The 12,102-nt window shown below is 51.8% G+C and carries 11 protein-coding genes and 1 pseudogene; 6 read left to right on the top strand and 6 right to left on the bottom strand.

Annotated features, from left to right (window positions below):
• Nucleotides 1-20 precede the first annotated feature (20 nt).
• The 4 genes from DU000_RS08310 to DU000_RS08325 are packed head-to-tail and all read right to left on the bottom strand — an operon-like array spanning nucleotide 21 to nucleotide 4,574.
• Nucleotides 21-1,526 (bottom strand): sigma-54-dependent transcriptional regulator, encoded by a 1,506-nt coding sequence (locus tag DU000_RS08310; protein ID WP_114402931.1) that lies wholly within the window; start codon nucleotides 1,524-1,526, stop codon nucleotides 21-23.
• Nucleotides 1,527-1,580: 54 nt separating this feature from the next.
• A complete protein-coding gene (locus tag DU000_RS08315) occupies nucleotides 1,581-3,335 on the bottom strand; it encodes a two-component system sensor histidine kinase NtrB (protein ID WP_114402932.1) in 1,755 nt (584 codons plus the stop codon).
• 18 nt (nucleotides 3,336-3,353) lie between these two features.
• Nucleotides 3,354-3,650, bottom strand: coding sequence for a PP0621 family protein (locus DU000_RS08320; RefSeq protein WP_114402933.1), 297 nt, complete (start codon nucleotides 3,648-3,650; stop codon nucleotides 3,354-3,356).
• Nucleotides 3,651-3,710: 60 nt separating this feature from the next.
• Entirely contained in the window at nucleotides 3,711-4,574 is an 864-nt protein-coding gene (locus DU000_RS08325; RefSeq protein WP_158529663.1) for a cytochrome C assembly family protein, read from the bottom strand.
• Nucleotides 4,575-4,696: 122 nt separating this feature from the next.
• On the opposite strand from DU000_RS08325, the gene ffh reads away from it, so the two are divergent.
• Together ffh and DU000_RS08335 are read left to right on the top strand one after the other, a co-directional pair.
• Nucleotides 4,697-6,076, top strand: coding sequence for a signal recognition particle protein (gene ffh, locus DU000_RS08330; protein ID WP_114402935.1), 1,380 nt, complete (start codon nucleotides 4,697-4,699; stop codon nucleotides 6,074-6,076).
• Nucleotides 6,077-6,092: 16 nt separating this feature from the next.
• On the top strand, nucleotides 6,093-6,650 hold the full coding sequence (locus DU000_RS08335; protein ID WP_147266985.1) for a hypothetical protein: 558 nt from the start codon (nucleotides 6,093-6,095) through the stop codon (nucleotides 6,648-6,650).
• Nucleotides 6,651-6,756: 106 nt separating this feature from the next.
• Here the strand turns inward: DU000_RS08335 and DU000_RS08340 are convergent, their stop codons facing one another.
• Both DU000_RS08340 and DU000_RS08345 read right to left on the bottom strand, forming a co-directional pair.
• Entirely contained in the window at nucleotides 6,757-7,419 is a 663-nt protein-coding gene (locus DU000_RS08340) for a lytic transglycosylase domain-containing protein (RefSeq protein ID WP_114403084.1), read from the bottom strand.
• Nucleotides 7,420-7,439: 20 nt separating this feature from the next.
• On the bottom strand, nucleotides 7,440-9,203 hold the full coding sequence (locus DU000_RS08345; RefSeq protein WP_114402937.1) for a proline--tRNA ligase: 1,764 nt from the start codon (nucleotides 9,201-9,203) through the stop codon (nucleotides 7,440-7,442).
• A 115-nt stretch (nucleotides 9,204-9,318) separates the two neighbouring features.
• Here DU000_RS08345 and DU000_RS08350 point away from each other — a divergent pair.
• The 4 genes and pseudogenes from DU000_RS08350 to DU000_RS08365 form a co-directional block, all read left to right on the top strand.
• Nucleotides 9,319-9,786: pseudogene (locus DU000_RS08350) on the top strand (RNA pyrophosphohydrolase); the annotation flags it as partial.
• 14 nt (nucleotides 9,787-9,800) lie between these two features.
• Complete coding sequence (locus tag DU000_RS08355) at nucleotides 9,801-10,373, top strand: CNP1-like family protein (RefSeq protein WP_114402939.1); 573 nt, start codon at nucleotides 9,801-9,803, stop codon at nucleotides 10,371-10,373.
• Nucleotides 10,374-10,679: 306 nt separating this feature from the next.
• Nucleotides 10,680-11,204 (top strand): pilin, encoded by a 525-nt coding sequence (locus tag DU000_RS13075; protein ID WP_420812132.1) that lies wholly within the window; start codon nucleotides 10,680-10,682, stop codon nucleotides 11,202-11,204.
• Between the two features lie 130 nt (nucleotides 11,205-11,334).
• Nucleotides 11,335-12,081, top strand: a complete 747-nt coding sequence (locus tag DU000_RS08365; protein WP_114402940.1) for a hypothetical protein — start codon at nucleotides 11,335-11,337, stop codon at nucleotides 12,079-12,081.
• Nucleotides 12,082-12,102: the final 21 nt, after the last annotated feature.

Here is a 12,102-nt window from a genome sequence, read left to right on the forward strand (position 1 = left end):
GAACCGGTGTGCTCTCGCGACTAAATTCCCAGTCGCTGCAGTCGATACCGCATCTGGCGAAAACTGATCCCCAATAATTTGGCGGCCGCCGTACGGTTGTCTGCCGTCAGCCGTAAAGCCTCTAATAAAATTTCCCGCTCAACCGTATCCAGATATTGATTGAGATCGGTGGGCAGCGGTGAGGGCAGCGCTAACGCCAGAGGAGCCGCCGTAGCTACCGCTGCAGATGAATAGTCTGTAGCAAGCGCGTCTCCCCCCCCAATGACAGAACCGGGCGCTGCAGGTGTTGCCTCTAAAGGCATGGGGATGGGGGCCAGACCCAAGGCCGCCAGATCAATCTCAGTCTGCGTTTGACCATCAAACCCCGAGAAGGCCAACGCACGTTCCAGCATGTTTTCAAGTTCACGCACATTGCCGGGAAACGCATAGCGCTGTAAACCCATAATCGCCTGCGCCTTTAAGACAGGTAGCAAACTCTGAGGGCCATAATTACGCTGTACGATACGAACCAAGAGTTGCTCGGCAAGGTCAGGCAAGTCTTCAATCCGTTCGCGCAAGGCCGGCATACGTAAAGTAATCACCTGCAAGCGATAATACAGATCTTGGCGGAAATGGCCTTGAGTAACGCAAGCACTGAGATCCTTGTGCGTGGCGCTGATAATCCGCACATCCACACTTTCTTCTTGAGTCGCCCCAATCTTGCGAACTTTACGCTCTTGAATAGCGCGCAGTAACTTGACTTGCATGGCCAAAGGTAAATCGGCCACTTCGTCCAGAAACAGAGTACCGCCATGCGCGGCTTGGAAAAAGCCATCACGGTCGGTATCGGCACCCGTAAAAGCGCCTTTACGATAGCCGAAGAACTCAGCCTCCATCAAATTCTCTGGAATCGCGCCACAGTTCACGGCAACAAAAGCGCCCTCCCCGCGCACACTGGTTTGATGAATTAAGCGTGCCGCCAGCTCCTTACCTGAACCGGATTCACCTTGAATCGCGACCGGGGCAACGCTGCGTGCGAGTTTGAGAATGGTTTGGCGAACCTCTTGAATCGAAGGGGAGATGCCCGTTAATCCCGGTAAGACAGGGGCTACCGCGCTGTCCTGAGTGACTGGCCCACGCTTGGTGGTTGGCACGCCAAGTCGCGGTAATTTCAGGGCATTCTTGACCAGTTCACGCAAGGCGTCTAATTCAAGTGGCTTAGACAAATAATCAAACGCCCCGGCTTTCAATGCCGCTACGGCATTTTCTGCACTGCCAAAGGCCGTGATAACCGCAACCGGAATGGGGGGATGGCGCTGACTGAGGGTATCGACCAAGCTCAGACCCAGGCCATCTGGAAGACGCATATCGGTTAAACACAAATCGAAATTTTCCTGGTCAGCAAGCTTGAGTGCCGCAGCAATAGAGTCCGCCAACTCAACCTGCAGACCCATTTTCAGCAAGGTTAACTCTAATAACTCGCGCAAATCAGGCTCGTCATCGACCACTAAAATTCGGGGGGCGTTTGCGGTGGCGCGTTGATTCAAGGTAATTCTCTTTCGGTTACGGTCTTTCTCTGCTGTTTTCAGCAATTCAAAAGATTATGCCATGCTTGTTTGTACGCGCACGGCAAAAGCAACCCGGGCCTGGGAATGCCAGGGCGTATCAGGTAAATAACTTAAGGTTGCGAGATTCGCCTCACACAGTTCGCGCGACAGAAACAGTCCCAAGCCCGTACCATGTAAATCGGTCGTGAAGAAAGGTTCAAACAAGTGTTGCTGTTGTTCTGCCGTTAAGGGGGGGCCATCATTTGAAACAACGATCAATAGCTCTTGCCAGGAAGTCGTTAACGCTGGTGAATCCATTGAATTGGCTGGGCCCGCATAGAGCACAATACTGCCGACCTCAGTTGAAGCGTAGCGGACTGCATTGTTAAGCAAATTAAATAAAACCCGTCGCAAGTGCCCGCTATCGAACCTTATTTTTAATACTGGTGGTACCAAAATCTCCAAGCGACAACGTTGAGCGAGCGGTGTTTTCCCCGCAGATGCCGCATCCGGTTTGCCGTATTGCAGTGCCATTTGTTCAAGAAACTCTTCATACAGCTCATGTAGCGTTACCGCTAAGGTAAGCGTCTGCTGCTGGGTCGGTTCGCGGCGACTGATGCTTAACACATCTTCGATGATCCGGTTAATGCGCACCGAGTTCAACTCAACAATCCGGGTTAAACGTCGTTGCGTTTCGCTCTGGCTGTCTTCCGCGAGTAAGGCGCTGGCATGTCGTATCGCTGAAAGAGGGTTACGAATTTCATGGGCAATGCTGGCCGACAAGCGCCCCAATGAGGCGAGCTTTAATTGCTGCGCCCGCGTTTCGATCTCTGAGAGGTCCTGCAAAATCAGCACCAAGCTGGCTGTCTCGGCGGGTGGCAATACTTTACGTAGCGTGCGATCAATTGGCACTGGGTGAATCCGTAGCTGGACACGCTGTGCATAACTGACCTCATCGGCAAAATCAATAATCGCATCGGCACGAAAGGTACTAGGCGCATCCAACCTAGCGCCCCCGGCGCTATGCTGCAAATGGGATTGACACGTCGCCCAAAGGGTCTGCCAGCGCGATAAACTGCCGAGAGCGTTAACGGTTGGGGCTAAGAGAATTTGTAAGGCGGCAGGGTTGGCTGTTTGAATGGTGCCCTGCGCACTTACCACTACCACGCCATCTTGCATTTCAGCAACCATCAATTGATTCACCGCCAATTGATTCTGAATACTAGCTTCACGCTCCCGGACCAAGGTTTCTTGATCAATCAGACGAGCTGCGACGCGATTGACAAACCATGCCGTCACAAAAAAGAGAATGCCGTTTAAGCCTGCCAGGGAATACAGTGGGTCACTGTAAAGCCCACTAAAAATGCGCAGCCATGCATCCAGCAAGACGCCCAAAGAACAAATTGCCGCAACCGTAAAAGCCAGTAAGAGCGGACTCAAGGCAGCCGTGCCAGCAACCGGCAATAAAAACAATAATCCCAGGCCACTGCGTAAACCCTCGGTGCTGGCCACTAGCCACCCCAGTACGACCAGATCCAAAGCAACTTGACCCACCAAAAGGCTATAAAAGCGGCGACGTAGCTTGAAAGCGAGCGGAATAAGTAAGGCGGCAAATAAAACATATCCCAGCAAAACACCTAATAGCCATTCACGACTGACAGCATCATAGGTTTTGCTGTCCGTCGATACAAAAGAAAGCAGCAAGCCTAAAGCAACCGCCAAACGGGTGCCCGTGAAAAAGCGCAATGCCGTCCAAACTGTTTGCGAGGGCTGATCGAGATTTAAATTTGCAACACGAAAGAAGGGCATACAGTCTTACATGCAGTCTTAAGAAGAAGAGCGGTCTTGGGTGGTTGCGGCTCGCCAATGCGCGGTCGAACAAAAAACCGGCGGGCCAGCCGTGGTCATCACATGGCCATATACCGCCTCTGATTGTGGAAAATGAACCCCGCAATAAGCACAAACCAACATCGGCTCAGCCGCTTCCATCGCATCGGCTCCAGCAGCAGGCGGGGCAGCTCTTTTCGGCTTCGCCTCAGGAACCTGACGCGCCTTGCCCTGCAAGCGAAACAGCAGTAACACCACGATAACGAGCAAAGCCCATAAAATCCATTTTCCCAACATATTTTTTCCAACGATCGTTTACTAAGCCACGATGAAACTCACCGCGCAGGTCTTGGGGCATCAGAACCGCTGTAGCAGCACTTCCAGCACAAAGCGACTTCCCACGTAAGCCAACAGCAATAAGCCGAAGCCTGCCAGCGTGTAATACAACGCGCGTCGCCCCCGCCAGCCAAACCCATAATGCCCGAGCAATAGGCCCGCAAAGTTAAGCCAAGCCAATACTGAAAAGAGCGTTTTGTGATCAAACTTCAAAGGCCGCCCAAATAATTGTTCAGCAAAAAACATCCCACTTCCCAAGGTCAAGCTGAGCAAAATCAGCCCCGCCAGCAACAGGCGAAATAAAATTCGTTCTAGCGCCATCAGCGGCGGCATTGAGAGCGCCACACGCTGCAGGAAGGAGCCTGCCGACGACCGGGGTTGTTGAACATGATGCAAGGTATGCATTAACAACAGCATGAACACCGCGTGCATGGCAGCAATCGTGAACAAGCCGTAGGCACCCAGGGCAATCACAATATGCCCTTTTAACCAGATACTCAGAGCCCCCAGCATGTGCTGATTCAACGGCGCGGCAAAGAAGCAGGGCAAGCCTGCTGTCAAGACACTCAGCGGATGGAGCAACAAGCCCATACTCTGCACTGGGAAACGGCTGCTTTCTAGCCAATAAAACACACTCCCCAGCCAAAACGTCGCAGCCAATGCGGTCGAAAAACCAAAACGAAAGCCCTGCTCTGTAAAAATTTGCTCGTGCAAGAGATACGCCTGTAGTATCAGGCAAACGAACAAAATAGCGCGCATCACCCGCAAGCGCTGGGCTGGGTTCAGCGCCATCGCTTGTGGTGCCAGTTGTAGGTGTCGCCAAGTTGCTAAAGTTAAGCCGGCATAACCTAAGGCCACCAAGCCATAAAGTAAAATAGGCTGCATTTGTTTCTCACCCTTAATGTCGTCCTGTGATTGTCCTGATCGCATCTTTCGTGGTTGATCCACCAGACACAGAGCGACGCTCTATCGACTCTTTACTGCCCCAGTTGGGCTAGCAGGTCATTATGCTTGAAAATCTTACCCAGCGGCTAGCCCGCACCATGAAAACCCTGCGCGGGGAGGCACGCCTCACCGAAGCCAACACGCAAGAAATGCTGCGCGAAGTACGCATGGCCTTACTTGAAGCCGATGTAGCCCTACCCGTGGTGCGCGACTTTATTGCTAGCGTGAAAGAAAAAGCGCTGGGTGAAGACGTCGTCGGTAGCCTCACCCCCGGCCAAGCCTTGGTAGGCGTGGTGAACCGCGAACTCACCCAGCTCATGGGCGGTAGCGCCAGCGAACTGAGCTTTGCCACCCAGCCGCCCGCCATCATCCTCATGGCGGGTTTACAAGGCGCAGGTAAAACCACCACCACCGGTAAGCTCGCCAAATACTTGCGCGAAACCTTGCGTAAAAAAGTCCTCACCGTCTCCTGCGACATCTATCGCCCCGCGGCGATTGCGCAGCTGGAAACCGTTACCCAACAAGCAGGGGCCGATTTTTTCCCGTCGCAGCCCGAACAGAACCCTATCGATATCGCCCAAGCCGCCGTGCAGTGGGCTAAAACCCATTACTACGATGTGCTGCTGGTCGATACTGCGGGCCGCTTAGGGATTGATGAAGCGATGATGCAGGAAATTAGCGCCCTGCATCGTACACTCAACCCGATTGAAACCTTGTTCGTGGTTGATGCCATGCAAGGCCAGGATGCCGTTAACACCGCCAAAGCTTTCAACGACACGCTGCCCTTGACCGGCGTGGTGCTGACCAAGCTGGATGGCGATGCGCGTGGTGGCGCCGCCCTGTCGGTGCGTCACATTACTGGCAAGCCAATTAAGTTTGTCGGCGTGGGTGAAAAACTCACCGGGCTGGACGTGTTCCACCCCGACCGCATGGCCAATCGCATTTTGGGCATGGGCGATATTCTGTCGCTGGTGGAAGAAGCGCAAAAAAGCATTGATCTAGATGCCGCCAAAGACATGGCTGAGAAGTTTAAAAAAGGCCAAGGCTTTGATTTAGAAGACTTCAAAAACCAAATCAGCCAAATGCGCAAAATGGGCGGACTAGGTGGCCTTATCGACAAGCTGCCCGCGCAAATGGCCGGTGCCGCCGGGCAAGTCAACCCCGCCGATGCCGAAAAACAAATGCGCCGCACCGAAGGCATTATTAATTCTATGACGCCCCTGGAGCGCCGCAAACCCGACCTGATTAAAGCCACGCGCAAACGCCGCATTGCCGCCGGGGCAGGCGTGCAAGTTCAAGAAGTGAACCGCTTACTCAAACAGTTTGAAGAAATGCAAACGATGATGAAGAAAATGCAAAAAGGCGGCATGGCGAAAATGATGAAAGCCATGGGCGGCATGAAAGGCTTGGCGGGGATGAAAGGGTTTCCGGGGTTGAAGTAATTGTGGGGTTGGCGGGGTGGATAAATATCGTGGTCTGTCCCCTATTGTCCTTGATAACTTAAAAAATGGTGACAATATGCAATTTATCTTGGCAATTTTTTTGAATATATGTATTTTTTATTCTAAAAGTATCATGGCGTATGAAGTTGATTTATTAAATCATCCATACTATGCAAAAGTGCAAATCGCTTACAAAGAAGGTGTTACTGAAGTACTCATCAATAAAAAGGTTATTATAAAGAGTGGGGGGACGGTCCACTTTCATTCAATGTTCCAGTTAGATGATCAGATTGCAATATTTATTGAGGAGAGTAATGGTCAAAATGGTAGGAATGCATGCGGTCCTTGGCATACATTATTAATTCTCAAGTCAGAAAGCGAGTTTAAAAAATACCGGACCGACGGTGCCTGTGTTGATATTTTTTCAGTTTCTAAATTAGATATCGGGCCTTCGTATAAGCTAATAATCAAATATCAAAAATCTTTGAACACATGGGAGTACGATGGTAAAGAGCTTAAGAAAATAGAAGAGGATCGGACACGTCACTCTCTAAGCTTTCCTCGAAAGGAATAGTTAAGACTTGTAAATTGGGGACGCCCATTAGCCGGCGGCTGTCAAGCGAGTCGAAAATAAAAAATAGGGGATACCTATTACAGGCTCGGGACAGACCCCATTTTCTTCATTGATGCAGCTCCCCATACTGTGGCTTCAGCGGAATACTCACCCCCGGCGTGGGTTTATCTTCCCATTTACGCCAAGCACCCAGTACTAGGTTTGGATACTCAGACTTACCACGACTGCCGTTGTAGCGCCCCAAGGCCATAAATAGATTGCCGTTTTCCCTGTCTAGATAATGGCGCAAAATAGTACAACCATAGCGAATATTGACGCGCATATCAAAGAGCTTGGTGGGGTCGCCATCACCGATCAGTTTGGTCCAAAAGGGCATCACCTGCATGTAGCCCCGCGCACCCGCATACGAGACTGCATATTTCTTGAAACCACTTTCCACTTCAATCAGGCCCAACACCATGTGCGGATCTAGCCCGGCGCGGCTGGCTTCGTAGTGGACTATTTTCAGAAAGTCGATGCGCTGGCGGTAGTCTGGCTTGCGCTTCATCAGACGCAGCGACATTTTAGTAAGCCAATCAACTTTCTCTTTGCTGTCCTTGAAGCGCGGTTCGGGTAGATCGACATTTTGAATGGCTGCCGCGAGCGCGGTGCGCACGCTGGCTTCGAGCGGCTCATATTGCTGATTGCCTGCTTTGGCAGGCAATGCAACTAGCAGCAAGAGCGCAGCGATGCAGAACGCCAGGGTCACCTGCGCTGCCGCCCATTTCATCTGCAGACACTGCCGCTGCATTAATGGGAAACAGGCTGGATAGGAGCTAGGGCGGCTAGCAATGCGGGCAGCACCTGATCAAGGCCTAATTTACATGGCTCTTGTTGAATGTGCGCGCGTTGCACATATTCGACCAGCCCTTCTTTTAATCCGCGCTCACCGAGTGTAATGCGGTGTGGAATCCCCAGGAGTTCCATATCGGCAAACATCGCGCCCGGGCGCTCGCCACGGTCATCCAGCAGCACTTCCAGCCCTGCCGCTTGCAACGCGGTATAGAGCTGATCGGTCGCGGTCTTGACCATCTCATTCCGGTCATAGCCAACCGGACACAAAGCAACGGTAAAAGGTGCCATTGCGGTTGGCCAGATCATGCCGCGCTCGTCATGGTTTTGTTCAATCGCCGCCCCTAACAATCGGGTCACTCCAATGCCATAGCAACCCATGAGTAAGGGCTGGGGCTTGCCCTGCTCATCGAGGAAGGTGGCTTTCATAGCGACGGAGTAGCGCGTGCCAAGCTGGAAAACATGACCAACCTCAATGCCACGACACAAGGCAATCGTGCCAGCACCATCAGGGCTGGGTTCGCCAGCAGTCACATTGCGCAGGTCGGCGATAATCTCTGGCTCGGGTAAATCACGCCCCCAGTTGACACCGGTGTAGTGATAATCGGCTGCGTTGGCGCCGCAGACAAAATCACTCATGTTGGCGACGGTTCGATCTACCACCAACTGAACGGGTTGCTGTGTCTGTAATGGCCCGAGGTAGCCGGGGATGCACCCAAAATGCGCCATAATTTCTACCTCTGTGGCAAACCGGAAACCAGCGAGGCCGGGCACTTTACCGACCTTGACTTCATTCAGTTCGTGGTCCCCTCGCAGCAGCAATAACCAGATGCGCGGTGTGATTTTCCCTGTCTCATCGGCCTCATCAACGGCCAAGACAATCGATTTGACCGTTTGGGTCAGCGGTAGCTGCAAATAAGCCGCTACGGCTTCGCATTTACTTTGGCCTGGCGTTGCTGTCTTTGCCAGTGGCTGTGCTGGGGCAGCACGCGTTGCCAGTAAAGAGTGGGCCTCTGCCTGTTCCAGGTTTGCGCCATAGCTAGACTGTGGGCAATACGCCAGCACATCTTCTCCTGTCTCGGCGATCACATGAAACTCATGCGAGCCGGAGCCGCCAATCGCGCCGTTATCCGCTGCAACCGCGCGGAAATTGAGCCCTAGGCGGGTGAAGATTCGGGTATAAGCATCATACATATTTTGATACTCACGGGCCAAATCTGCCTGATTTGCATGAAAAGAATAGGCATCTTTCATGGTGAACTCACGTCCCCGCATCACACCAAAGCGCGGGCGGCGCTCATCCCGGAACTTGGTCTGGATATGATAAAAATTGAGCGGTAACTGGCGGTAGCTCTTGATTTCGCTGCGTGCCACGTCTGTAATGACCTCTTCTGAGGTTGGCTGCACGATAAAGTCACGGTCATGGCGATCTTTGACACGCATGAGCTCTGGCCCCATTTTGTCCCAGCGCCCGGTTTCCTGCCACAGCTCGGCAGGTTGAATCACTGGCATCAGCAACTCGATTGCGCCTGCCCGATTCATTTCTTCACGAATGATCTGTTCCACTTTCCGAATCACCCGCAAGCCCATTGGCATATAGGTGTAGATACCAGCACTCACGCGCTTGATGAGGCCCGCGCGGAGCATGAGTTTATGGCTGACGACTTCGGCATCGGCAGGCGCTTCTTTAAGAGTAGAAATAAAAAACTGGGAGGCACGCATGATGGTTTAACGGTAAATTGGGAGAACTCGACCAACGCTAGCCGAGGAAAATGTAAGGCATCGTAACAGGAACTATAATGACCATCATTTTAAAAGATTCTAGGTAGGATATTTTATGTTGGACCGCGAAGGTTATCGGCCCAATGTTGGCATTATTCTTGTTAACCAGAAAAATCAAGTGTTCTGGGGTAAACGAGTACGCGAACATTCTTGGCAATTCCCTCAAGGGGGAATGAAACATGGCGAATCGCCTGAGCAAGCGATGTATCGTGAGCTACAGGAAGAAACCGGGCTCCTGCCACAGCACGTTCGGATTATTGCCCGCACCCGTGACTGGCTCCGCTATGAAGTGCCAGATCAATGGATCCGCCGCGAATGGCGGGGAAACTATAAAGGGCAAAAACAAATTTGGTTTCTGCTGCGCCTCGTCGGACGGGATACGGATGTCTGCTTACGGGCAAACGAAAAACCGGAGTTTGATGCCTGGCGCTGGCATGATTATTGGATTCCGCTGGATAGCGTGATTGAGTTTAAACGTGCCGTCTATGCGGCTGCGCTGGAAGAGCTAGCGCCGCATTTATTTCCTGAGCGACGCTGATGCATCCCAATATTTGCCACTCTTTTTTTTGGCGCGGTGCGCGGCTATTTCGCCTGGCGGCCGTGATCTTCAGCGCAAGCATCGCGCTGTCGGCGTATGGGCAAACAACGACTTATAGCTACAAAGAGCCCGTACCGACTTTTCAAGAGGCACCGGTTAATTTACCAGCCACTCCCGATGACAGTTGGCAAACATTGGTATTGCAGATCATGCCGACAGGGGTTGCCACCTATCAGATCAATCTCACCTCACTCCAGATCGGGGCGGATCGGGTGGTGCGTTTTGTCTGGCGCCACATCGCTCCCAGCGGTGCTGCCACCCTGACTTACGAAGGCATTCACTGTAACTTGGAAGAAAAAGGCGTGCATCGCAAGGTCTATGGGTTTTTCAGCCCCTCAACTGGCTGGTTTGGCATCCGCCAAGCACAATGGCAACCCCTGTTAGGTAATAAAACCTTGATCGCTCACCAAACTCTGGCGCAAGAATCACTGTGCCGCGACACCCCCAGCAGCAACCCCACTGACACGCTACGCGAGGCACTGCGACGTCAGACCCCCAGCCGGATTAGTTGACAAGACCCTGATCTCTAATCGGGCGGCCGGCTTCATCACATCGCCACTCCGCACCTGACGCCCCTCAGTGACAAAATTTGGCGCTAAGCCAAGGTTGCTTTCGAAAACGTTTGGCTAGAGTGACAAAAATGGTCAGTCACTTTCGCCAAATAGAATAAAAACAGGTCAATTAGAATAAAAAAGGGGCAAATTAATCCTGGCACGCTAGTTGTATAGAGATAGCTGACGGCATCGCCGTAGGGTTGTTTCTCATTCAGTTCAGTGCAGTTCACTTTTTTGTTTCAGTTGGTTTTTTAGGAGAGCACTATGCAAGTTATGCAAAAAGTACAGCGTGGTTTTACGTTGATTGAATTGATGATCGTGGTTGCGATTATCGGTATTCTGGCAGCGGTGGCCGTACCGCAGTACAACGACTACATTTCTCGTGCCCGTATGTCAAAAGTAGCGGAATATGCCAAGCCATTGCAAAAAGCAGTTGGTGACTTCTACTCTTACAGTGGTGATTTAGGTGGTGCCAATGCACGTGTTGCCCTGGTTGCGAATGCATGGGTCCCAGCAATGACATTGGGTGGCCTAGCATTCAGCAATGCGCCTGCTCCTGATCTAACCATTCTATCTGCAGCACCAACATTTACAGCTGGGGCTGCAAACGGTGTGACCACAATTACCTTACCTGTTGTATCGTTGGGTACGGGGTGTGTTGCTGGTAACGTTACGGTTGCGTCTAATGCTATTGCTGGCGCAGGCTTGCGCTGGACCTGGGCTGGTGGTGGTGCATGGCCTGCTGCATCAGTTTGCGGCAAAGAAATGGCAAAATGGAATGCGGGTTAAGCTCATCTAGTCACAAACAAAAAAGGGGCATTAGCCCCTTTTTTGTTATCTTCTCGTACACACCTGTCATTAAATACAATATATTTTTGAATCTTAACCCCCGCTCAAGATTATGTCGGCTAACCTCGCTATGAATTTATGGCGCCTGAAAGGGCAAGCCTTTTTGGTTCATTTCATTGCCAGTTTAATGCTGGTGACCTTGCCAACGATCGTTGCGTTAAGCCTCTGGTTTCCGCATGGTTTATGGCGCACCGTCTCCCTGGAAGGGGCATTACCCCTGATGCTGTTGGTCGATTTGGTGATTGGTCCCGGTTTAACGTTGGTATTGTTTAACCCGAGCAAAAGTGGGCGCGAGTTAACGCTAGACTTATTTCTCGTACTGAGCCTTCAAGTTGGGGCGCTTTGCTATGGGCTACACCAAATCAGTCAAACCCGCGTTGCAATTGTTTACGCGGTCCCAGGTTATCTGTTGGCTGGGCAGGCACAACATCTCAATACCCCAGACCAATATGCGCCAGCATTGCAACCCAGCTTCTTTGGTCCACGGTATGCGAGCTTTAAAGCGGGCAGTGCTGAGTTTCTCGAAATCGGTTTACGGGCACAACAAGAAGACCAAAGCCCTATTTTTTATGGGCAAGCCTTTCAAGCCGTCCAGGCAAACCACCTCGATCTATGGCAATACGCAATCCCCCTAGAGCAGCTTTATGCACTCTACCCGACCAGTCACCGGCCAGTGAACAAACGCTTAACAGCCTATCCAGCAGACACAGCGCAGACGGTGAAAGCCTTACCGTTATTATTTGGACGCCAAGTCTTACTGCTACAAAAAGGGGAGCTTGGAAAAATACAGGTGCTAGGCTGGGTTAGCTTTGAATAAGGGCTATCGGCAAGATTGATC

The sequence above is a fragment of the Parvibium lacunae genome, assembly GCF_003335215.1.
Lineage (GTDB): Bacteria > Pseudomonadota > Gammaproteobacteria > Burkholderiales > Burkholderiaceae_D > Parvibium > Parvibium lacunae.